General features: G+C 68.3%; 25 protein-coding genes and 1 pseudogene. 12 read left to right on the plus strand and 14 right to left on the minus strand.

From position 1 onward, the window contains the following. Nucleotides 1-168: 168 nt before the first annotated feature. Nucleotides 169-1,284: an FAD-dependent oxidoreductase gene (locus ACFOSH_RS25675; protein WP_378241615.1), complete on the minus strand. Its 1,116-nt coding sequence runs from the start codon at nucleotides 1,282-1,284 to the stop codon at nucleotides 169-171. An 89-nt stretch (nucleotides 1,285-1,373) separates the two neighbouring features. On the opposite strand from ACFOSH_RS25675, the gene ACFOSH_RS25680 reads away from it, so the two are divergent. Both ACFOSH_RS25680 and ACFOSH_RS25685 read left to right on the plus strand, forming a co-directional pair. Then, nucleotides 1,374-2,099: a TetR/AcrR family transcriptional regulator gene (locus ACFOSH_RS25680; protein WP_378241616.1), complete on the plus strand. Its 726-nt coding sequence runs from the start codon at nucleotides 1,374-1,376 to the stop codon at nucleotides 2,097-2,099. 60 nt (nucleotides 2,100-2,159) lie between these two features. Next, nucleotides 2,160-2,582, plus strand: coding sequence for a site-2 protease family protein (locus tag ACFOSH_RS25685; protein ID WP_378241617.1), 423 nt, complete (start codon nucleotides 2,160-2,162; stop codon nucleotides 2,580-2,582). Here the strand turns inward: ACFOSH_RS25685 and ACFOSH_RS25690 are convergent. From ACFOSH_RS25690 to ACFOSH_RS25700, 3 genes are read right to left on the minus strand one after another with little or no spacing between them, the layout of a single operon-like run. After that, the gene (locus ACFOSH_RS25690; protein WP_378241618.1) at nucleotides 2,509-3,264 is read right to left on the minus strand and encodes a hypothetical protein; all 756 of its coding nucleotides are present in this window, start codon (nucleotides 3,262-3,264) and stop codon (nucleotides 2,509-2,511) included. The genes ACFOSH_RS25685 and ACFOSH_RS25690 overlap by 74 nt on opposite strands. A gap of 49 nt (nucleotides 3,265-3,313) precedes the next feature. Next, a complete protein-coding gene (locus tag ACFOSH_RS25695) occupies nucleotides 3,314-3,685 on the minus strand; it encodes a hypothetical protein (protein ID WP_005157656.1) in 372 nt (123 codons plus the stop codon). Between the two features lie 30 nt (nucleotides 3,686-3,715). After that, nucleotides 3,716-4,084 carry a roadblock/LC7 domain-containing protein gene (locus tag ACFOSH_RS25700; RefSeq protein ID WP_378241619.1) on the minus strand — a complete coding sequence of 123 codons (369 nt, stop codon included), beginning with the start codon at nucleotides 4,082-4,084 and terminating at the stop codon, nucleotides 3,716-3,718. Nucleotides 4,085-4,473: 389 nt separating this feature from the next. Between ACFOSH_RS25700 and ACFOSH_RS25705 the strand changes: the two are divergent. From ACFOSH_RS25705 to ACFOSH_RS25725, 5 genes and pseudogenes are all read left to right on the plus strand, one after another. Then, nucleotides 4,474-5,189, plus strand: a pseudogene (locus ACFOSH_RS25705) (aldo/keto reductase); the annotation flags it as partial. A 323-nt stretch (nucleotides 5,190-5,512) separates the two neighbouring features. Continuing rightward, nucleotides 5,513-5,914: a hypothetical protein gene (locus tag ACFOSH_RS25710; RefSeq protein WP_378241620.1), complete on the plus strand. Its 402-nt coding sequence runs from the start codon at nucleotides 5,513-5,515 to the stop codon at nucleotides 5,912-5,914. After that, the gene (locus ACFOSH_RS25715) at nucleotides 5,914-7,293 is read left to right on the plus strand and encodes an FAD-binding oxidoreductase (protein WP_378241621.1); all 1,380 of its coding nucleotides are present in this window, start codon (nucleotides 5,914-5,916) and stop codon (nucleotides 7,291-7,293) included. Before ACFOSH_RS25710 ends, ACFOSH_RS25715 begins: the two co-directional genes overlap by 1 nt. Beyond that, the gene (locus tag ACFOSH_RS25720; protein ID WP_378241622.1) at nucleotides 7,290-7,952 is read left to right on the plus strand and encodes a DUF6875 domain-containing protein; all 663 of its coding nucleotides are present in this window, start codon (nucleotides 7,290-7,292) and stop codon (nucleotides 7,950-7,952) included. The genes ACFOSH_RS25715 and ACFOSH_RS25720 overlap by 4 nt, the downstream gene beginning before the upstream one ends. Nucleotides 7,953-7,970: 18 nt before the next feature. Further along, the gene (locus ACFOSH_RS25725; RefSeq protein WP_378241623.1) at nucleotides 7,971-8,588 is read left to right on the plus strand and encodes a dimethylarginine dimethylaminohydrolase family protein; all 618 of its coding nucleotides are present in this window, start codon (nucleotides 7,971-7,973) and stop codon (nucleotides 8,586-8,588) included. Between the two features lie 12 nt (nucleotides 8,589-8,600). Here ACFOSH_RS25725 and ACFOSH_RS25730 read toward each other — a convergent pair whose 3' ends face one another. Then, complete coding sequence (locus ACFOSH_RS25730) at nucleotides 8,601-9,476, minus strand: alpha/beta fold hydrolase (protein ID WP_378241624.1); 876 nt, start codon at nucleotides 9,474-9,476, stop codon at nucleotides 8,601-8,603. A 252-nt stretch (nucleotides 9,477-9,728) separates the two neighbouring features. On the opposite strand from ACFOSH_RS25730, the gene ACFOSH_RS25735 reads away from it, so the two are divergent. After that, complete coding sequence (locus ACFOSH_RS25735) at nucleotides 9,729-10,562, plus strand: SAM-dependent methyltransferase (protein ID WP_378241625.1); 834 nt, start codon at nucleotides 9,729-9,731, stop codon at nucleotides 10,560-10,562. Between the two features lie 15 nt (nucleotides 10,563-10,577). On the opposite strand, the gene ACFOSH_RS25740 is transcribed toward ACFOSH_RS25735, so the two are convergent. Both ACFOSH_RS25740 and ACFOSH_RS25745 read right to left on the minus strand, forming a co-directional pair. Further along, entirely contained in the window at nucleotides 10,578-11,204 is a 627-nt protein-coding gene (locus tag ACFOSH_RS25740) for a response regulator (protein WP_378241626.1), read from the minus strand. Next, entirely contained in the window at nucleotides 11,201-12,370 is a 1,170-nt protein-coding gene (locus tag ACFOSH_RS25745) for a sensor histidine kinase (protein WP_378241627.1), read from the minus strand. The genes ACFOSH_RS25740 and ACFOSH_RS25745 overlap by 4 nt, the downstream gene beginning before the upstream one ends. Before the next feature lie 186 nt (nucleotides 12,371-12,556). Here ACFOSH_RS25745 and ACFOSH_RS25750 point away from each other — a divergent pair, with 186 nt between their 5' ends. From ACFOSH_RS25750 to sigJ, 4 genes are all read left to right on the plus strand, one after another. Then, entirely contained in the window at nucleotides 12,557-13,102 is a 546-nt protein-coding gene (locus ACFOSH_RS25750) for a GlcG/HbpS family heme-binding protein (RefSeq protein ID WP_378241628.1), read from the plus strand. Next, complete coding sequence (locus ACFOSH_RS25755; protein ID WP_378241629.1) at nucleotides 13,102-13,824, plus strand: ankyrin repeat domain-containing protein; 723 nt, start codon at nucleotides 13,102-13,104, stop codon at nucleotides 13,822-13,824. The genes ACFOSH_RS25750 and ACFOSH_RS25755 overlap by 1 nt, the downstream gene beginning before the upstream one ends. A gap of 60 nt (nucleotides 13,825-13,884) precedes the next feature. Further along, nucleotides 13,885-14,703, plus strand: coding sequence for a hypothetical protein (locus ACFOSH_RS25760; RefSeq protein ID WP_378241630.1), 819 nt, complete (start codon nucleotides 13,885-13,887; stop codon nucleotides 14,701-14,703). A 108-nt stretch (nucleotides 14,704-14,811) separates the two neighbouring features. Beyond that, entirely contained in the window at nucleotides 14,812-15,741 is a 930-nt protein-coding gene (gene sigJ / locus ACFOSH_RS25765; protein ID WP_378241631.1) for an RNA polymerase sigma factor SigJ, read from the plus strand. 3 nt (nucleotides 15,742-15,744) lie between these two features. Here sigJ and ACFOSH_RS25770 read toward each other — a convergent pair whose 3' ends face one another. The 7 genes from ACFOSH_RS25770 to ACFOSH_RS25800 all read right to left on the minus strand — a co-directional run bounded on the left by ACFOSH_RS25770 (nucleotide 15,745) and on the right by ACFOSH_RS25800 (nucleotide 19,856). Further along, the gene (locus tag ACFOSH_RS25770; RefSeq protein ID WP_378241632.1) at nucleotides 15,745-16,179 is read right to left on the minus strand and encodes an ester cyclase; all 435 of its coding nucleotides are present in this window, start codon (nucleotides 16,177-16,179) and stop codon (nucleotides 15,745-15,747) included. Nucleotides 16,180-16,271: 92 nt separating this feature from the next. After that, nucleotides 16,272-16,742: a carboxymuconolactone decarboxylase family protein gene (locus ACFOSH_RS25775; protein WP_378241633.1), complete on the minus strand. Its 471-nt coding sequence runs from the start codon at nucleotides 16,740-16,742 to the stop codon at nucleotides 16,272-16,274. 91 nt (nucleotides 16,743-16,833) lie between these two features. Further along, a complete protein-coding gene (locus tag ACFOSH_RS25780; RefSeq protein WP_378241634.1) occupies nucleotides 16,834-17,358 on the minus strand; it encodes a hypothetical protein in 525 nt (174 codons plus the stop codon). A 201-nt stretch (nucleotides 17,359-17,559) separates the two neighbouring features. Next, nucleotides 17,560-17,751 carry a hypothetical protein gene (locus ACFOSH_RS25785; RefSeq protein WP_378241635.1) on the minus strand — a complete coding sequence of 64 codons (192 nt, stop codon included), beginning with the start codon at nucleotides 17,749-17,751 and terminating at the stop codon, nucleotides 17,560-17,562. Between the two features lie 122 nt (nucleotides 17,752-17,873). Beyond that, on the minus strand, nucleotides 17,874-18,725 hold the full coding sequence (locus ACFOSH_RS25790; RefSeq protein ID WP_378241636.1) for an NHL domain-containing protein: 852 nt from the start codon (nucleotides 18,723-18,725) through the stop codon (nucleotides 17,874-17,876). Between the two features lie 132 nt (nucleotides 18,726-18,857). Further along, entirely contained in the window at nucleotides 18,858-19,310 is a 453-nt protein-coding gene (locus tag ACFOSH_RS25795) for a hypothetical protein (RefSeq protein ID WP_378241637.1), read from the minus strand. Nucleotides 19,311-19,424: 114 nt separating this feature from the next. Further along, entirely contained in the window at nucleotides 19,425-19,856 is a 432-nt protein-coding gene (locus ACFOSH_RS25800; RefSeq protein ID WP_378241638.1) for a hypothetical protein, read from the minus strand. Between the last annotated feature and the right edge of the window lie 36 nt (nucleotides 19,857-19,892).

Below are 19,892 nucleotides of genomic sequence, written 5' to 3' on the forward strand. Positions count from 1 at the left end.
GTGGACGCGCTGGACCAGCCAGCACACCCCAGCACGCCCACACCCACCAACAAGATCAACAAACCCCACCAAGATCACCAACAAAACCCACCGGTGGATCCAGGTCTGGCGTCCCGAAAGTGGCTTTCGTGACACAACCCTCCACAGTGGACCTCGGCGCCAGAACGGCTACGGTTGCGGCACGTAGGCGGGCAACGCGTCAAGACTGTGCTGCACGGCCTCGGCACCGTACTCGAACATCTGACGTTCGTACTCGCCGACGGCGCCGACGAGGTCCCGGCGTCCCTCTGCGGCCTCGATCAGGCAGCGGCGCAGCAGATCCGCGTCGCGCAGGGCGGTGTTCGCGCCGTTGCCACCGGTCGGCGAGGTGGCGTGGATCGCGTCGCCGAGCAGAGTTACCGGACCGGGAGCCCAGCGCTCGCCGGGCTCGACCACCCGAATGGAGAGCAGAGTGCTGTTGTCCGGATCGGACTGCTCGACGAGCGCCCGCAGCTCCGGATGCCATCCGTCCATTCTGGACAGAGCGGCTTCCTGGGGCGTCGAAGCGCCGAGCGAGCCGTTCGGCGGCAGGATCATCGCCCAGCGCACGTAGTCACGGACGTCGGGAAGGGTCACCTCGGGCGCCAACCGCTCGGCCGCCTCCTTCGGCGGAGTGCGGAACCGCATCGCCCCGAGCAGCAGGCTCACCCCGTCCCCGGCGATCTTCGAACCGAAAGCCTTCGACAGTCCGGAAAAGCGCTCGGTCAGCGTCGTGCGGCCGATGACGAACCGGACGCCCGTGTCGGTCGGAGCGGTCCGCGGCGCAAGCGTGGCGCGAACGGCGGAGTTGACCCCGTCCGCCCCGACGAGCAAATCGGAGGTGACCGGGTCACCTTGTGCGAAGCGCGCGTCGACCTTGCCCTCGCCCAGGACTCCGTACCCGGTCAGCGCGGCACCGGTGTGCACGGTGAGCCCGGTCAGCAGCAGATGCCGGAGGACGTGCCTGTCGACCACGGTCCCGGTCCGGCCGGGGCCGAGTTCGCCGATCGTGTTCAGCCGCGGGTCGAGGATCAGGCGCTCGCCGTAGGCGTCACCGACGATCGCGTCCAGCAGCGGATGCCAGCGTGACGGCAAGCAGCCTCGCACCGCTTCGAGACCCGCCGGGTTCAGCACGAGCCGGTAGCCCTGGAACCGCGCGGTGATCGCCGGATCCCGCTCGTACACGGCGGCTTCGATCCCGGCGCCACGCAGGCCCTGCGCCAAGGCGAGGCCTCCCAGCCCGGCTCCGGCAATCGAAACTCGCATCACAAACCTCCCGAAGACGACGCAACGAACTAAGTTCGTTCTGTACGAACTAAGTTCTACTTGGCGAACTAAGTTCGTGTCAAGCTAGAGTGACCGGCATGGCCTCCGATCCCCGGCAACGCCGAGCAGCCCGTCACGCCCAGCCCGCCGGAGAACCCGGGACACCGCCACGCAAGAAGCCCATCACGGTCGACCGGATCACCGACGCCGCCCTGCAGGTCGTGGCCACCGAGGGCTACGACGCGCTGACCATCCGCCGGGTCGCCGCGGTGCTGGGCGCCGGGCCGTCGTCGCTGTACGCGCATATCGTCAACAAGGACGACATCGACGATCTGCTGGTCGGAAGGCTCTACGCCGAGGTCGTACTCCCCGAACCCGACCCGGCCGAATGGCGGCGGCAGCTCCGCGACGTCTACACTCAAATCCGCGATCAATACCTGAAGTACCCCGGGGTCTCCCGCGCCGTACTGGGCACGGTCCCCACCAACCTGCACACCCTGAAGGTGCGCGAAGGACTTCTGACGATCCTGCTCGCCGCCGGGATCGAACCGCGGACAGCCGCCTGGGCGCTGGACGCCTTGTCCCTCTACGTCAGCGCCTACGCCCTGGAACAGTCGCTGGTCCAGCAGCGGCGAAAGGACCCGGAGCAAGAATGGGTCGTCAGCCGCGAGGAGCTGCTGAGCCGGTTCGCCGCCCTGCCCGCCGACGCGTTCCCGCAGACCCGGCGCCATGCCGCCGAGCTGACGTCGGGCAGCGGCCACGATCGTTTCGACTTCACCCTCGGCCTGATCATGAACAATCTAAGCCGACCTTAGGCGCGGAACCGGTCCATTCCCGCGAAACACCGGTCAACGGCGCCCGGGGAAAGGGATCCGATGTTCCGCACCGCCATCCCGGTCGGCCGGTGGGCCGGAATCGCCGTACGAGTCCACTGGTCGGTCCTCATCGTGCTCTTCCTGATCACCGATCTCCTCGCCTCGGCGGTCCTCCCCCTGGCCGCGCCCGGAGCGAGCGCCGGGTGGTACTGGGTGACCGGCGGGCTCACCGCCGTGGGTTTCCTCGCCTCGCTGCTGCTTCACGAGCTGTCCCACGCCGCGGTGGCGCGGCGGCACGGTGTCGGGGTCAAGAAGATCACGCTGTGGATGCTCGGTGGCGCCGCGGAACTGAAAGACGAACCCTCGACGCCGAGGGCCGACTTCCAGATCGCGGTGGCGGTGAGCCCTCTCATTTCGCCGCGCCGGGCGCTGCGCGGGGCCGCAGCAAGAGCCCGGGCGGCAGTTCCACCTCGAGCCCCATGATCGTCGCGGTCGGCCTGCGGCGGGGCCACCACCCCGTCGTCGTGACGTCGATCAGGTCGTCGGTGAACGCCTTGCGCTGCGCCGGTGTCACCGCGTGCCAGCGCATCTTGAACGCGGGCCGCACCGGCGCGATGAACGGCCGCACCTGTTCGTGGGCACGGGCGAACACGGCTTCGAAGTTCCGGTCCGGCACGTAGCCCAGCTCCAGGTCGATCAACGGCTCCGGCCCCCCTGCCCGGTGATGACACCGCGCGAGGATCCGGGCGATCTCGTCGACCGCCAGCCGCACGGAACCGGGGATCTGATCCTGCCACCAGCCGAGGAAGGGCGCGTTCAGCGACTGAGCGGTGAGTTCGTCCGGCAGCACGATCACCGCCCGGACCGCGGTACCGGTGAGCTCCACGTGGAGCCGCGTCCATCGGCTGTCGGTGTCGAGGAAGAACCGCGGCAGCGGCACCGAGGTGTCGGCGCCGAGCCGGATCCGCTCCTTCACCGCGACGAACGGGTGGTCCGACGGTTCGGGATCCGTCGCGTGACGGCCGTTCCGGCCGTCCGGCAGGACGAACACGAATTCGAGGCGATCTCCGGCAAGCTTCAACCCGGCAGGGAACAGCGAACCGAGACCACCCATGAGCGCCGAGCCGGTGACGAGTGCGTTATGGCTGGACGCGCCTGCGGTCATCGCCGGCTCCCTCCGATCCGGGTGGTCGCCGCCGTACCCGCGCCCGCCTTCAGACCTGCAGTTCCGTCTCGATGCGCTTGAGATAGTGCCGGGCCAGCGCGAGATTCGCCTGGTCCCGGTCCAGCACCAGGTACAGGAAAAGGGAACTCCGGGCGCTCACCGAATCCAGCAGGCGGATCAGGTGGTACTGGCGGTGCAAAGTGATGAGGATGTCTTCGATGCTGTCGTTGAGCGCGAGAGCGGACATGACGCGGAGCTTCGACCTGACGACATCGGTGTTACCCGCAGCCGCGACCTCCAGGTTGAGCCAGTCACCGCCCCCGCTGGTGCCGAGCGACATCCCGCTCTCGTAGTCGACCAAGGCGACGCCGACGGCCCCGGCGATCGACATGGATTCCTTCATGGCGTTTTCGATGTTCATCAAACTCCACTTCTTCGTTTCGATCGACGCCTAAGCGGCCAGGATCGAGCTGATCCGGTCGATGACCGGACGGCATTCGAAAAGAAGGCGGCCGACATTCAGCTGCCGGTCTCCCATGATGACCATGAGTGCCATCCGGTCGATGGCGTACACGGCCATGTATCCCTCACTGCTGAACACCACTGTCTGCCTGAGCGTGCCCTTGCCGGTCACCTCGGCCGCCTGGCGCGCGATCCCGAGATTCGCGGCGGCGAGCGCGGAGACCTCCGCGGGATCGATACTCTTCGCCGCGTCAGCGACGATGGGTATTCCGTCGACCGCGGCTATCACCGTGTCGGTCACTCCGGCGACGTTGTCCCGCAGGGTCCGCAGTTCGGCGATCAGTGCATCGAAATCCACTACTCATACTTCCTGTTTCAGAGGGCCCATCAGGAGATTCCACGACGAACAGCACTCTGACGACCGTTCCGAAAGAATCTTCGAAACGGCACGGAATTCACATCTCAGGGCCACTCCGCGTGAACTCGATTCATTGAAGCCGGGACGGGCAATGATCACTCGATGGGGTTTCTCGACCGCGAAGGACCGTACCACCGGCATTAGCCACCATCTATGCGTTTCCCGCACCCGGCATGGGTATCACGCGATCGGTCCAAACACTTTCCGTGTACGCACCAGGTCGTCAGATCATCCGCCACGGCACCACCCGAAACCAGGACGGTACGCGAATTCCCGACGATCCGGGAAAGGCGTCCGGCGGCGGTCAGTGAAGTCCTCGCACACCTGGTCGCGAAAGTCTCGTAGTGGCGACGAAGTACACGACGCTGCGCCGGCCCGGCGACCCGAATTCCGGCGGCGGCCACCGGAAAGCCTGTTCGCGTCGGTGGAAGCCAGCCTGCGGCAGCTGAACACGGACTACATCGACCTGCTCTACCTGCACCTGTGGGACTTCACGACGCCTGTCGAAGAGATCCTGCGCGGCTGGTCGCCGCTGGTCGCGCTGCAGATCGAGTACAACCTGATCGAGCGCACCGGGGAACGAGACCTGATCCCCATGGCCCGCGAGATGGGGCTGGGCGTCGTCCCGTGGTCACCGCCGGCGGGCGGGGTGCTGACGGGCGAATACAGCCGGGGCGACGTGTCGCCGGTCGAAGACGGCACCCGCAAGAACTTCAACGCCGCCTTGGGCACTCTCACCGAGCGGAACCTCACCATCGTGGATGTCGTGAAGGAGGTCGCCGCGAAACTCGGCCGCACCCCCGCGCAGATCGGGCTGGCGTGGACGCTGCGCAACCCCGGGGTGACGGCACCGATCATCGGGGCCCGCACTCCCGCCCAACTCGAGGACAACCTGGGCGCGCTGGAAGTCGACTTCACCGCCTCGCAACGGGCCCGCCTCGACGAGGTCAGCACGATCGACCTCGGCTTCCCGCACGCCACGCTCGCCCGGGACACGACCCTCGCGATGACCCGGAGCGACATGACCATCGAAGCCCGCCGCTGACCCCGGTTCCGCCCAGTGCGCTAGGCGCAACGAAGGGGGCCTTCACGTACTTCAGGCGACCAACGCGCCCCCGCACCCCCTCCGGACCGGCGCGAGATTCCCGAGTCGACGGGAACGCTTCCCCTACCTCCCGGGAAAGATCCGGACCTAGCCTTGGCGGCACCGGTCGGCCATGTCGGCAACATTCCTTGTCTCCCAACGGACTGGACCCGCGCCGGGATGTCTCGTGAACCACCGCGGGTATCCGACCATGGAGGATGTGTGACTGAACGGGAAATCGACGGCACGGGACTGATCGGCCGGGCGATGACGGGCGTGACGGCATGACCGGCGCCACGAGGACAGGCGTTTTCGCGGTGCTGCGATCGACCCCCGCCCCCGTCCGGTATCTGCTCGGCGGCGTACTGGTCAACCAACTGGGCGCTTTCGTCCAGACGTTCCTCATCCTGTACCTGACTTTTCGGGGCACGTCGGTCGGCTTCGCCGGGATCTGCCTCGCCGCGTACAGCGTCGGGGCGATCTTCGGCGCCATGCTCGGTGGCGAGCTGACCCACCGGTTCGGCGGCCGGGCGACGATGGTGCTCGCCACCGGTGAGGTGATCTGCGGGCACACGGTGAACACCCCGGAGGTGGCCGAAGACGGTCACCTCCGGTTGCGTGAGGTGTGGGAACGCTACGGCCCGCACGCCGCGACCGGCGTCTCCTACCTCGACGAGGTGAGCTAGTGTCCCGCAGCCTCTCCGACGCGGACTGGCGACGCCTCGACCGAGCCGTGGACGGCCGCGTGCGGCGCCCCGGGGGAGTCGGTTTCGGCGAAGCCAGCACGCCGTTCAACAAACGGTTCGCCGGAATCACCCCCCGCGGCGTCGTTTCCGTGGCGAACACCGAAGACGTGCGGCGTGCCATCGAGTGGGCGCGGGACGCCGGCGTCGACGTCGTCGTGCGCTGTGGCGGGCACAGCTACGCGGGCCATTCGGTCAACACCGGCCTCGTGATCGACCTCAGCGCGATGAACACCGTGTCCGCCGACGGGGCGAACGGGCTCGTGACGGTCGCGGGCGGCGCGCGGATGGCGGAGGTCTATGCCGCCATCCAGCCGCACGAAATGGCGTTCGCGCTGGGCAACGGCGCCTTGGTCGGCATCGCGGGCCTCACCCTCGGCGGCGGCTGCGGGGCCACCTCACACGGGCTCGGGCTCACCGCGGACGCGCTGGTGGAGACCACGCTGGTGACCGCGGACGGCCAGGTGCTGCGCTGCGACGCGGACACCAACGCCGACCTGTTCCGGGCGTGCCGCGGTGGCGGCGGCGGGAACTTCGGCGTCAACGTGTCCTTCACCTTCCAGGCGAGGCCGGTCACCGACTGCGCCAGCTACCTGCTGCTGTGGGATCGCGCGGACGCGCCGAAGGTCTTCTCGTCGCTGCAGGAGATCGCACGGGAGGCACCGGACGAGTTCGCGGTCAGGATCGGCGTCAGCAAGGCGGGCGAATCGGAAGGCATCGTGTCGGCCATCGGGCAGCATCTCGGCCCCGCCAAGGAGTTGCGCGAGATCCTCGACCCCGTCCTGTCCCTCGCCCAGCCGATCCGCATGGACCTCGCGGACCGGACCTTCTGGGAGGCCAAGGACGATCTGCTGCACGAGACCGCGGAGGGCGCGTTCGCGGCGCGGACCAGCATCGTCACCGAACCGCTGCCCGAAGAGGCGATCGCCACGATGCTCTCGTTCGTCGACCGCCTGCCCGGCAGCGGAAACCCGGACGGTGGTGGTGCGGCCCTGTTCTCGTGGGGTGGCGCGATCAACCGGGTGGGCGCGACGGAGACCGCGTTCGCCCACCGGAACGCGCTTTTCCTGCTGTCCATGGACACTTCGTGGGCCGAGAGCGACGAGCCCGCCGTGGCCGAAGCCAACCTCCGCTGGCTGGCGGACTTGGGGGACGCGATGTCGCCGTATGTGTCCGACGGCGCTTTCCAGAACTTCATCGACCCGGATCTCGTGGACTGGCGCAAGGCGTACTACGGCGTCAACTACCCACGGCTGAAGGAGATCAAGGAACGGCACGACCCCGACGGCGTCTTCACCTTCGCGCAAAGCATCGGATCATGATCGGCGACGACAAGGTTCTCATCTGGACGGCGGCCGAGGTCGAGAACGGCGCCGTACCGCCGGAACATCTACCGTACACCAGGGAAATCCTGGCCTGGGCGGGACGCTATCTGGTGTCCCCGCATCCGGAACTGGGCCGCAACGGCCCGGTGTGCCCCTACACCCAACCATCACTCCACAAAGGACTGTTCCACCTGGCGGCCTTGACGGCCGCGAACGGCGGGACGGACGTCCGCGACGCGATCGAGAGCCTGCGCTCGTGGTACGAACGGCTGTCGGCCAGGATCTCGCCCGCGGACCGGGAACTGCTGACGATCCTTCTCGTGCTGCCGCGGCTGGACTATCAGGACTCCACCGGACTGGACGGCCTGCAGCGCGAGGCGAAGGACAAGTTCGTCAACGACGGCCTGATGATCGGGCAGTTCCACCCGGTCTGCGACCAGCCCGGCCTGTGGAACGACAAGTTCAAGGCGCTGCGCGCGCCGGTGCCGTTGCTGGCCATCCGCAAACTGGTCGTCTTCGACCTGCCGTTCCTGATGGACGACGCGGTGCACGCCGAAAGCTACCTCCGGCGGTTCGCCCCGGACATCCCGCCCCGCATCCGCGACCAGCTGGTCAAACGGTTGGTGGGCACCGAAAAGTCCTTGCAGACCGCCTGAACACCCGGGGGAAGACAGATGCGGCACTATCTCATGGTCCGGCCGGCGTACTTCGACGTCGAGTACTCGATCAATCCGTGGATGGATCCCGGCAAACCCACCGACACCCGGCTCGCGATCACCCAGTGGGAGTGGCTGCGTGACCTTTACGTCGAGCTGGGGCACCGGGTGGACCTGCTCGATCCGGTGCCGGGTCTGCCGGACATGGTGTACGCGGCCAACGGCGCCACCGTGGTGAACGGGCGGGCACTGGTCGCGCGCTTCCGGATCTTGGCGGGTTCAGGCTTCCGCACCGATCCCCGGGCACACGACGAGGCCACGGAGTTCTTCGGTCTGCCGGTGGTGGGACTGACCTTGACCGACCCGCGCTACTACCACCTGGACACCGCGCTGACCGTCCTGGACGACGACCTGATCATGTACCTCCCGGAAGCGTTCGCCGAAGACAGCCGTCGGCTGCTCAAGGAGCTGTACCCGGACGCCGTCATCGCCTCGTCCGCCGACGCCGCGGCGTTCGGGCTGACCGCACGACTACGGGAGCGCGGCTTCGAGCCGATCGGCGCCGACCTGTCGGAACTGCTCAAGGGCGGAGGAAGCGTCAAATGCTGCACACTGGAACTCCGTCCCGCCGCCTGAGGACGACAGCGCCTAAGCCCGGTCGTCGTGCCGCGCGAACCAGGTTTCGAGCAACTCGGTGACCCGTTGAGGCTCTTCGCGATGCGGCCAGTGCCGCGTTTCGAGCCAATGCAGTTCGGCCTCCTCGCACCGGGCGGCGCTGGGTTCGGCGAGCTGCTTGCCCAGCGCACCGTCCCGGCGTCCCCAGATGACCTGGGTCGGTACGCGGACCGGCCGGTCCAGTTCCGCACGCGCGGCGCGGTCGAACGGCGACATCGTCCGGAACATCGCGCGGTACCAGAACAGCGGCCGGGCGATCGCGCCCGAATTGCGCCAGGCGGCGCGGTGCCGGTCCACGTCGGCCTCGCTCAGCCCGGCACCGTGTTTGAGCATCGTCGCGAGGACAGCGCCACCACGGGCACCGAGGATCGTCTCGGCGAGGCCGGGGATCTGGAACGCCACCATGTACCAGCTCCTCAGCAGCTGGACGGGGTTACGGGCGAGCGCGTCGGCGAACACCCGCGGATGCGGGCAGTTGACGATGGTCAGCGAACGGACCAGATCGGGCCGCTCGATCGCCACCATCCAGGCCACCGCGCCGCCCCAGTCGTGCCCGACCAGGTGCACCGGCGCCGCCTCCTGACGTTCGATGAGGAGCACGATGTCCTTGACCAGCTCAGGCATCCGGTAATCGGCGACCGTGGCGGGTTTGGACGACAGGCCGTAACCCCGCTGATCCGGCGCGAGCACCCGATACCCGCGCTCGGCGAGCGCGGTCATCTGCGGCTCGAACGTGAACCAGAGGTCGGGCCAGCCATGGAGGAACAGCGCGGCCGGACCGGCTTCGGGACCATCGGTCTGGACGTGGAGCAAGACGTCGTCGACATCCACGAACTGCGGCTGGAACATGGGGGCTCCTCGCTCGGGCAGGTTCAGGTGACTCCGGCGAACGCGCCCTGCGCCTGGGAGCGGCGGAGCGCCTTGCCTTCCGGCTGAGAGCCAGCGTTCCACGCGCGACGGTGAACAGCCACGACAACATCCGGACCACAACCCCCGCGACGGCGACATTCGCGCCCGAAGTCCTCGCCGTGGGGTGAACCCGACTCGCTGGTAGCATCCCTTTCGACGTTGAGTGACCGTCTGATTACCTGTGGGGTTTGCGTGGGCCAGGACCGTGGGAACGTCGATCTTCCTTCGAACCGGATCGACACGACCGTGCCCAGTGTGGCGCGCGCCTACGACGCGGCCCTTGGCGGCAAGGACAACTACGAGGTCGACAGGCAACTCCTCGCACAGCTGAACCAGGCCGTGCCCGAGGTCAACGTCATCGCCGTCAGCAACCGCGCGTTCCTGACCCGCGCTGTCCGCTTCCTCGCCGGCAAGGCCGGGATCGACCAGTTCCTCGACTGCGGCTCCGGCCTGCCCACGGCGGAGAACACCCACCAGGTCGCGCAACGGATCAATCCCGACGCGCAGGTCGTGTACGTCGACAACGATCCCGTGGTGCTCGCGCACGGCCGCGCGCTGCTCGAAGAGAACGACCGGACACGCCTCATCGGCGCCAACATCTTCGAGCCCGACGAGGTCCTGAAGAACGACATCGTCACCACCACTCTCGACTTCAACCGCCCGATGGCCCTGATGCACGTCGCCACGCTGCACCACCACAGCGCGGCCGAAGGGATGCCCCCGGCGCAGGTCCTGCAGACCTACATCGACGCGATCCCCTCCGGGTCCTACGTGGTGTTCTCGCATTTCTTCGACCCGGAGAACGAGCACAGCCCCATCGCCCATCGTGTGCAGGCGATCCTGAACCAGAGCATCAGCCGGGGCTTCTTCCGTACCCGGAGCGAGCTCGAAGAAATGCTCGACGGCCTCGAACTCATGGAGCCCGGCATCGTGGTCAACGACCAGTGGTGGCCCACCGGCCCCCGCTCGGAACCGATGCCGGCGGCGGGCAACTGCATCGTGGCCGCCGTGGGCCGCAAGCCCTGACCCGGACACACGCCTTCAGTTGCGGATGATCCTCCGTTCCGTGGCGACGGCCACCGCACCGGCACGGCTGTCGACGCCGAGTTTGTCGTAGATGTGGACCAGGTGTGTCTTCACGGTCGCTTCGGAAATGAACAGGCGTGTGGCGATCTGACGGTTGATCAGGCCTTCCGCCAGTAGCTGCACGATCTCGGTCTCACGAGGGCTCAGCGCGGGTGCCGGTGCGCGCATGTGCCCGAAAAGCCGGGCCGCGACCTGGGGTGCCATGGCTGTCTCGCCGCGCGCGGCCGCGTGGATGCCACGGAAGAGATCCTCGGGCGGTCCCGCCTTGAGCAGATAGCCGGTGGCACCGGCGGCGACCGACCTGGTGATGTCCAGTTCGGCGTCGTAGGTGGTGAGCACCAGCACCTTCGGGGCGTCCGGCAGGGCGGTCAGGCGCTCGGTGGCGTTCACGCCGTCGGGGCCGTCGCCGAGCTGCAGGTCCATCAGCACGACGTCCGGTTTCCGGGCCTCGGCGAACAGCACGGCCTCGTCGGCGCCGGTGCATTCGCCGATCACCTCGAAGGCGGGCTCCCCGGCGAGCAGCGCGGCGATTCCCGCCCGCACCACCGGATGGTCGTCGACGATCAGCACGCGGATGGTCATCGCACCTCCCTTGTGGGCACGGTGACGGCGAGAGCGGTGCCCTCTCCAGGAGCGCTCTCGACGACCATCTCACCACCGAGCTCGGCGAGCCGCTCGCTGATCATCCGCAGCCCGTTTCCCCTGTCGCCGCTCGTGCGCGCCGAAGCCGGATCGAAGCCGACACCGTCGTCGCGGATGTCGAGGACGACCTTGTCGGCCAGGTAAGTCAGTGTGATCGCGGCTTTTTCCGCCCCGGCGTGTTCGCTCACGTTCGCCAGCGCGCCCTGCGCGACCCGGAGCAGACCTGCCTCCAGCCGGGGCGCCAGTGGATACGGATCTCCGCTGGTCTGGAAGCGCACCTCGTGCATGGCGGCGAAACCGATCTGCTCGGCGAGGTCCTTCAAGGATTCGGCGAGATCGGTGGCGTCGAGCCTCGGCGAACCCAGGTCTTGGACGAACCGGCGCGCTTCGGCAAGCGTGTCGCCTGCCGCGTCGACCGCGCGGGACACGTGTGCCTTGGCCAGTTCCGGGTCCGTGTCCCACGACCTCTGTGCCGCCTGCAGCAGCATCCGCATACTCGAGAGCCCCTGCGCGAGGGCATCGTGGATCTCCCGTGCCAGGCGCTCCCGCTCGTTCATCATCCCGGCCAGGCGCTGGCTCTGCGCGAGGTCGACCCTCGCCCCGAGCAGGTCCTTGACGAGGTTGCCCAGCTTCTTCCGGTCCCTGTCGAGTTGCAGGAACGTCATCGTGGCCATCAGCGCGACGGCGATCGGTGCGAGCACGATGCTCGGATCGAACTCGCTCGCGATCCTCAACTGGGCGAGGATGGTCGCGACGGTCAGCAGGACGACCACCACGATCACGGTCCGCGGGCGCAGTACCTGCAGGCAGACGAAGAACAACGGCACGGCGCACCAGGCGAAACTCGGCGCGGCCACGACGAGCGCGAGCCAGACCCCGATCACCGCGGCCAGCCACACCTGATGCCACCGGCCGAGCACGGCCCAGCTCAGTACCCCCGCCACGTAGACCAGCGCGAGCGCGCCGGTGAGCGAGAGGATCAGCGGGGTGGCGCCGCTCGATCCGTGCGCCGCGACGAACCGGGCCACCGACGCGGCCAGCAGCAGGAAGAACCCGGCGTGCATGGCGGCGTTCAGCCGGGTGACCACCCCGGTGTGCGGCTTCATCTCGGTCCTCCCTTCGTCGCCGATGATCGTAAGCGGGGAGGAGGGCTGTCCCACATCAATCGTTCGGTTGATGCCCGCACCGATCGCACGGCGTCCGATCAAGGTCCACACACCTGATTCGCCGGGCCCTGCCAGGCAGGAGAGTCGTAGGAGAACGAACACCCCCTCCACGGCAAAGGAAATCCGATGAACGCCAAGCTCCCCCGCACTCGCCTCGTCCTGGGTATGACGGCCGGTCTCGCGACCGTCGCCCTCGCCACCGGGCTGGGTGCGGCGCAGGCGCAGGACCGCAAGCCGCAGCCGCCCGCCCAGCCGGCGATCGTGCAGACCAGCGTTCTCGGCGTCGACGCCGCCACCCGCGCCGCGCAGGCCGCGCTGGACGCCGCCGAGAAGGAGGGCCAGCGGGTCACCGTGGCCGTGCTGGACCGGTCGGGCGACGTGCGGGTCCTGCTCAAGGGTGATGGCGCCGGGCCGCAGACGGAGGAGTCCGCCAAGCGCAAGGCCTTCACCGCGGTCTCCTTCGGGCAGGCGACGTCCGCGCTGAACAAGAACGCCCAGGGCACCGGCCCGACCGTCCGCGACATCCCCGGCACGCTCTTCCTCGCCGGTGGTGTGCCGGTCGCCGCGAACGGCGGCCCGATCGCCGGGATCGGGGTCGGCGGCGCGCCCAGCGGCGACCTCGACGAGAAGTTCGCCGCGGCCGGCCTGCGCGCCATCGGGGAACTTCGCTGATGATCGGGGAAAGGGCGATCGTGGCGCTGCTCGCCGCCCTCGTGCTCGGTGCCTGCTCCCCGCAGGCACCGGGCGCTCCACCCCCGTCCGCGCCGAGCGCTCCGACCCCGCCGGTCGAGTCCCGGCCGCACCGCCAAGGAGTCCCCGTGAATCAACTCTTCGAAGCCGACGTGAACCTCGTCAAGCAGGCCGTCGACGCCGGCGCCGACCTGGAGACACGGGACGATCACGGCCGGACCCCGCTGCTCGTCGCCGTCACCGAAGACCGTGTCGAAATCGCCGAAATCCTCGTCAAGGCGGGCGCCGACCCGAACGCGCTCGACGGACGGCACGACACGCCGTGGCTGGTCACCGGTGTCACCGGCAGTGTGCCGATGGCGAAGCTGCTGCTCGAGGCGAAGCCGGATCTGACCATCACCAACCGGTTCGGCGGCGTCTCACTGATCCCCGCCTCCGAACGCGGGCACGTCGAGTACGTGCGGCTGGTGGCGAGCAGCGGGATCGACGTCGACCACGTGAACGACCTGGGCTGGACCGCCCTGCTGGAGGCGGTCATCCTCGGCGACGGCGGACCACGTCATCAGGAGGTGGTCCGAGCGCTCACCGCCGCGGGCGCGGACGTCGGCCTCGCCGACAAGAAGGGCGTCTCCCCGCTCGCCCATGCCCGGTCCAAGGGCCAGACGACCGTCGCCCGGATCCTCGGAGAGGCGGGCGCCAGCTGACTCGACTATTTTCTGTTATGCCAATTGACACAAGTCGCCGTGGCTGGCTACGGTTCAGCCGTGGATCAAGCACGAGGACGAGGCAGGCCGCGGAAGGACCCCGCGACGCTGGCCCGATGGACACCTCCCGAGGGTTGGTCACGGCTGGTCGCCTGGATCTCCCCGGAGGAGAAAAAGGCACTGAAGCACGTGGCCGTCGAAGCTGACGTCCCCGTGGCGGAGTTGATACGGGCGCTCGCCGGCGGGCTGGCCCGCGGCGTCATCACCCCTGAGGAACTCATCGGGCACGTCGTGAAAGGGAAGACCGTCATGGAGAAGATCCCCACGCTTTTCGAGCGCGACGAGCGCTTCCACGTCATCGACAGACCTCGCGCCGAATGCGCGTGGGTCTTCGACGGCGCCGGGGTGGGGACCGAGAAACTCGACGGCACCAACATCCGGTTGACCGTCCGCGCGGGCCAGCTTGTCCGGGTCGAGAAGCGGCGTAACCCGAGCAAGGAGCAGAAAGCCCAGGGCATCGTGGACGGCTGGTACGTCGACACCGACAGCGGATCCGCCGACGACAAGTGGATCCTCGCGGCGGCCGGGAACACCGACGTGTCCGGGTGGCCGGACGGTGAGCACCCCAGCGAGGCGCTCGGCCCTCGCATCCAAGGCAACCCACTCGGGCTGGACGACCACCGGTGCATCCCCTTCAATTTCCAGGCACCGGCCCTGCCCGAGGCGCCGCGCAGCTACGGCGAACTCCGTGACTTCCTCGCCACGTTGGACAGCCAGTTCTCCCCCGGGCACCCCGCCGAGGGCATCGTCTTCCACCACCCGGACGGGCGTCGGGCCAAGATCAAGCGCAAGGACTTCCCCCGCGCGGTGACCGCCTAGCGCTGTCCTTGACGGCCTTCGCCGGATGTGTGGGGTGGGGTGACCTCACATCCGGCGGCGCTCTCTCGTCGTACCTGGGACAGTGCACGCGACCGGGGGGCGAATCCCATGAACGATCCATCCGAGCAGACACCTGGCCCGCTCGACCCGGGCTTGAAGGCGATCGTGAGCGAACGGCGTCAGCTGATCGGGCTCGCGTACCGCCTGATCGGTTCCCTGTCCGAGGCCGAGGACGTGGTGCAGGAGACCTACACCCGCTGGTACGCCTTGTCCTCCGCCCAGCGGGAAGCGATCGCCTCCCCCGGTGCTTGGCTGACGACGGTCGCCGGCCGTATTTGCCTGGACCTCCTCGGCTCGGCACGCGCGCGACGGGAACGCTATGTCGGCGAATGGATCCCCGAACCGCTGCCGGGGCAGTTCGAATGGACGACCGGATGGCCGCCCGCCGTCGACCCGGCCGACCGGATCACCCTCGACGAGTCGATCAACATGGCGTTCCTCGTCGTGCTCGAGTCACTGACCCCGGCCGAGCGAGTCGCGTTCGTCCTGCACGACGTCTTCCGCTTCGCCTTCGCCGAGGTGGCGGAGATCGTCGGCCGCAGCCCGGCGGCCTGCCGCCAGCTGGCCTCCTCCGCCCGTCGCCGCATCCGCGCGACAAGCCTCACCCCGGCCCCGATCGCCCGGCAGGCCGATCTCGTCAAGGAATTCAAGAAAGCGTGGGAAGCCAAGGACATCGGAGCGCTCATCGGTCTCCTCGATCCCGATGTCAAAGCCGTCGGCGACGGCGGAGGGCTCGTCAGCGCCGCGCTTCACCCCTTCGAAGGCCGCGAACAGGTCGCGTCCTATCTCATGGCGGTGGCGCACAAGGCGACCGGTTTCGAGCTTCTGGAGCGGACCGTCAACGGCCGGCCCGGCCTTGTCCTCCAGCAAGCCGGGCTGACCGTCGCGGTGTTCGCGTTCCACGTCGCCGACGACCACATCCGGCACATCTGGGGGGTTCGGAACCCCGAGAAGCTCCGGCCGTGGACAGAGGTGTGACCGCTACGCCGCGAGGGCGCCCAATTGCCGCAGCTGGGTGAGGACGTCGACGACACCCCAGATCTCGGTGATCCGCCCTCCGGCGAACCGGAGAATGAAGATCTCGCTGTAGTGGACGGCCTTTCCGGTGGCCGGGAGCCCCCTGAACTCGCCCCGATGGGTACCGGTGACGGTGTTCCGGCAGACGACCTTGTCCCCGTCGGCGAGCACGTCCTCGGCCGTGACCCTCAGGTCGGGGAACGCGCGGAGCAGCACCGTCCACACTTGTTTCAGCGCCTCCGCCCCCGTCGTTTCGATCGGCACCGGCGCGTGGAACACCACGTCCGGGTCGACGATCTCGTCGATCGCCGACTCGATGATCTGGAAGCTGCCGGTATTGGTCGCGTCGTGAAAGCGGGTGAACGTCGCCAGATTGTGCGCGGTACCGGTGGTGGTCATGGTCTCTCCGAACTTTGTCGGTCGGTGGATCGCACGGTGCGGGGCCGGGCTCCGCGTCCCGGGGACACGGAGCTCGGCCCATCGAACAGCGGTCAGCCGAACTGCCCGGCCCGGTAGTCACCGGCGGGGTTCTGGACGATGGCGTTCACCCGGTTGAAGGCGTTGATCAGCGAGATCACCGCCACCAGCGCGGCGAGCTGGTCCTCGTCGAAGTGTTCGGCGAGATTCGCCCACGCCTCGTCGGTGACGCCACCGCCGTCGGCCATCCGGCAGGCCTGCTCGGTCACCTCCAGCGCGGCGCGCTCGGCGTCGGTGAAGACCGTCGCCTCCCGCCACGCCGCGACCAGATTGATCCGCACGTCCGATTCGCCCGCGGCGGCGGCCTCCTTGGTGTGGATGTCGAGGCATACCGCGCAGCCGTTGATCTGGCTCGCGCGCATCCGCACCAGCTCCTGGATCGTCAGCGGCAGAGATGAGCCGGCCAGCGCCTTCCCCGCCGAAATGATGGTCTTCAGGAACTTTCCCCCGACCGGGTTGCCGAAGTAGTCGAGCCGGGCTTCCATCGCGATCTCCTTTGTCGTTGGGGTGTTCTGCCCAACCGACGACGCAGCCCCGCGAGATGTGAGCCCGGCCCGGACAGTTCCCGGCAAGCGCCTAGCACCGGAAGGTGTACGCACCACTGCCGGACCGCCCCTTGGCAGACACGTAACTGGCCTTCGCCGCCGTGTGGTTACCGATCGCCAGGTAGGTCCGCACCGCTCCGACCGGGCAGTCCGCCACCGCCTGGGAACTCTGCTGGAAACCCGGGCCGTTGCCGAAGTTGCCGATCCCGGCGATGGCGAGCGACCCGTTACGCACCTCGTAGAGCTCCACCTGCGCGGTGAGATTGTCCATCGGTACCGGGCAGGTCGTCGCCGACTTTGCGGTGACGACCGAAGGCAGCTGCATCCCGGGAATCGAAACCAGGACCAGATCGATCGTGGTCTGGATGGTGCAGACGATATCCGGGAGGACCGCCGCGGTGCGCGCCGTCTTCGCCGCGACCGACAGGTGACTCACACCGTCCGGCCCCCGCGGCACAGCGGCCGAAGCGCTGGAAGGCGCGGCCGTTACCGCCATGGAAGCCATCGCGACCACACCGACGGACAACCCTTGGAAAATCCGTTTCAACCGAACCATCAGGATCTCCTGCCTTACCCGCCATTCACGGCAGGAACAATGGAAACCGAATTGGCGCCGCCCCCTTGCCCGCGACCGCCGCATTGAGCATTCCAAGCCGATGACAGGAATTACTAGGTGATTCCGCGTGAATAACCAGGCGGAGCCCAAGATCGAATCACCACAACGGTGATTCGCGCCGGGACCCCGGCCTGCCAGGCGTCAGTCCGGTGGCCGCAGACGCCGTTCCGCGTCCTTCACGCGCACCGCCCTCGCCTGCTCGTTGTCCTTCTCGGTCCCCTCGCGCACTTGGCGGTAAAGCACCTCGCCCGCGTCGCCGGACAGCACGACGGCACGGGCCGGGCACAAAACGCGAAACGCTCGGCTGCCGCCGTTCGAAATCGGTCCCTTCACGATGACTCCTTCCTCCAGGGATTCTCGCCCGGTTCGCCACTTTTCCTACGCGGTCTGGGCCGTCTCGGGCACGGAGGTGTCCTCGCGGCGGGTGGACCGGCGGCGTCGCCACCGCCCGCCGATCACCAGACCGCCCGACGCGAGCAGGCCGAGACCGCCGAAGAGGTACGTCGTCGGCCGCAGCACGAGGCCGGTGGGGTCAGCACGGTTCCGATCGCCCGGACCCGGTTGTTGCCGGAGTCCGCGACGTAGATCGCCCCGCCCGGACTGACCGTGAGCCCGCGTGGCGCGTTGAGGGTCGCTTGGCAGGCGACGCCGTCGTCGCCGGTGTACGAACCGCCTGCGTAGACGGCTTTCTCCGGGATCAACTCGCCCGCGAAGGAGGTGGTGCCGGCGACCGCGTGGATCTTTCCGGTGGCCGGGTCGATCGCACGGATCCGGTGATTCGCGAAGTCCGCGAAATAGAGCGTGCCGTCGGCACCGACCGCGAGCCCGGCCGGTTGGCCGATCTCCGCGGAAGTGGCCGTCACCGGTGGCGCCCTGGTACCCGTGACGCCCGCGATGGTCCAGACCCGCCGGGTCTTCGGATCGATCGCGACGATCCGGGCGTTCAGGCTCACCGCGGCGTACACGGTCCCGTCCCGGCCGACCGCCACCGCGTCGGCGGGGACACCCCCTTTTCGCCCGGGTACCGCCTCCGCGATCGTTTCGCACTCCCCCTTGCCGGGCCGGATCGCGCAAACGCCGGTGTCATCGCCGTTGGCGACGTACAGCGTGCCGTCCGGCACGGCGGCGATGTCCTGCGGGCCGGTCCCGTTCCGGAGCGGCGAAAGCACCGTGCGCAGCTGATTGGTGGACCGGTTCACGGCGAGAATCCGGGTGGTGGACCCGACTCCGTCGATGACGTAAAGGACCGTCGCGACCGAGAGGGAGCGCGGCCGGACCCCGCAGCGGGGTTTCGTCGGGCGGTACATCGCCGGAGCCACGTTGCCTGGTCGTACCCACGACGGTGCGGACTGTCCCGTCGTCCGTGTCCACGGCGATGTCCCGGGCGCGTCAAGGTCGACTTCGTCCCGTTCGTGCACGTCGCGGTAGAACGAGCCGTCCTAGGTGTCGGAGAGTTCCCAGTCGTCGGTCAGGCGATTCCCTCCTGATCGAGCGCACCCGGTTGTGCTGCTGGTCGGTGACGTACACGGTGCCGTCCGGTCCGGAGGCCACCCCGGCGATGGCCGACAGACTCGCCTCCATCGGGTCGCCGCCGTCGCCGAAGGGCACTTTCCGCCGGTGAGTGGTGTCAGCCGAGCCGTCACCGGGTCCAGGCTGTACACCACCTTGCCCATCCCGCCCGCCGCGACGACAAGCACCTTCCCTTCCGGGGTGACCGAAAGGTCCACCGGATCCCGGACCTCGGCGCCGCCGACCGGGGTGAAGGTGTTCTTGGCGACGTCGACGGCGATCGCGTCCGGTTCGACGAAGGTGCCTGTCGCCGGATTACCGTGGTCGTTCGGTTTCGGGAAGAAATCCGACCCTGAATCGCCCGCGTGGGGGCGGCCTGCCACGGTGCGCATCGTTTTGGTCTTCGGGTCGACCGCACGGACGCGGTAGTTCAGCAGGTCGGCGATGTAGAGCGTGCCGTCCGGACCGACAGCGATGCCGAACCCTCCGAATCCGCCCTAGGAGAACGTGGCCTTCGTCGCCTCCCCACCGTCACCGCCGAAACCCGTCTCCCCGGTGCCCGCGAAGGTGCGGATCGTTCCCGCGCGCTGATCGATCGCGAGAATTCGCGTCCCGGTGGCGACATAAACGGTGCCGTCCGGTGCGACGGCCACGGCGCCGGGACGGGTGAGCCCGGCCGCGCGCGGCGAGCCGCCCTCCTCCCACATCGACATATCGCCACCGCCTGCCACCGTGTCGACGGTCGTCCGATCCGGCTCCCGGACCGGAGGCGGCCGTTCGCTCATCGGCGTCTCTGGAGACGACGTCGCGGCACCCTGCTTCCGGTCCGGGGTGTGTTCACCTTTTCCGTTTCTCCGGTCCGCGAACACGCCCCGCAGCTCTCGCACGAATCCGCCCAACTCCGCCCGTTCCAGGGCAACCATTTGCATGGCCACCCGCTCCCGAGAAACACGTAAGCTGGCTTT

Source organism: Amycolatopsis speibonae (genome assembly GCF_042647925.1).
Lineage (GTDB): Bacteria > Actinomycetota > Actinomycetes > Mycobacteriales > Pseudonocardiaceae > Amycolatopsis > Amycolatopsis speibonae.

Coding starts and splice junctions, on each gene's coding strand:
- ACFOSH_RS25675 (WP_378241615.1), bottom strand. CDS start 1,284: ATGCGAGTTTCGATTGCCGGAGCCGGGCTGGGAGGCCTCGCCTTGGCG.
- ACFOSH_RS25685 (WP_378241617.1), top strand. CDS start 2,160: ATGTTCCGCACCGCCATCCCGGTCGGCCGGTGGGCCGGAATCGCCGTA.
- ACFOSH_RS25690 (WP_378241618.1), bottom strand. CDS start 3,264: ATGACCGCAGGCGCGTCCAGCCATAACGCACTCGTCACCGGCTCGGCG.
- ACFOSH_RS25695 (WP_005157656.1), bottom strand. CDS start 3,685: ATGAACATCGAAAACGCCATGAAGGAATCCATGTCGATCGCCGGGGCC.
- ACFOSH_RS25710 (WP_378241620.1), top strand. CDS start 5,513: ATGACCGGCGCCACGAGGACAGGCGTTTTCGCGGTGCTGCGATCGACC.
- ACFOSH_RS25720 (WP_378241622.1), top strand. CDS start 7,290: ATGATCGGCGACGACAAGGTTCTCATCTGGACGGCGGCCGAGGTCGAG.
- ACFOSH_RS25725 (WP_378241623.1), top strand. CDS start 7,971: ATGCGGCACTATCTCATGGTCCGGCCGGCGTACTTCGACGTCGAGTAC.
- ACFOSH_RS25730 (WP_378241624.1), bottom strand. CDS start 9,476: ATGTTCCAGCCGCAGTTCGTGGATGTCGACGACGTCTTGCTCCACGTC.
- ACFOSH_RS25740 (WP_378241626.1), bottom strand. CDS start 11,204: ATGACCATCCGCGTGCTGATCGTCGACGACCATCCGGTGGTGCGGGCG.
- ACFOSH_RS25745 (WP_378241627.1), bottom strand. CDS start 12,370: ATGAAGCCGCACACCGGGGTGGTCACCCGGCTGAACGCCGCCATGCAC.
- ACFOSH_RS25750 (WP_378241628.1), top strand. CDS start 12,557: ATGAACGCCAAGCTCCCCCGCACTCGCCTCGTCCTGGGTATGACGGCC.
- ACFOSH_RS25755 (WP_378241629.1), top strand. CDS start 13,102: ATGATCGGGGAAAGGGCGATCGTGGCGCTGCTCGCCGCCCTCGTGCTC.
- sigJ (WP_378241631.1), top strand. CDS start 14,812: ATGAACGATCCATCCGAGCAGACACCTGGCCCGCTCGACCCGGGCTTG.
- ACFOSH_RS25770 (WP_378241632.1), bottom strand. CDS start 16,179: ATGACCACCACCGGTACCGCGCACAATCTGGCGACGTTCACCCGCTTT.
- ACFOSH_RS25775 (WP_378241633.1), bottom strand. CDS start 16,742: ATGGAAGCCCGGCTCGACTACTTCGGCAACCCGGTCGGGGGAAAGTTC.
- ACFOSH_RS25780 (WP_378241634.1), bottom strand. CDS start 17,358: ATGGTTCGGTTGAAACGGATTTTCCAAGGGTTGTCCGTCGGTGTGGTC.
- ACFOSH_RS25790 (WP_378241636.1), bottom strand. CDS start 18,725: ATGTACCGCCCGACGAAACCCCGCTGCGGGGTCCGGCCGCGCTCCCTC.
- ACFOSH_RS25800 (WP_378241638.1), bottom strand. CDS start 19,856: ATGCAAATGGTTGCCCTGGAACGGGCGGAGTTGGGCGGATTCGTGCGA.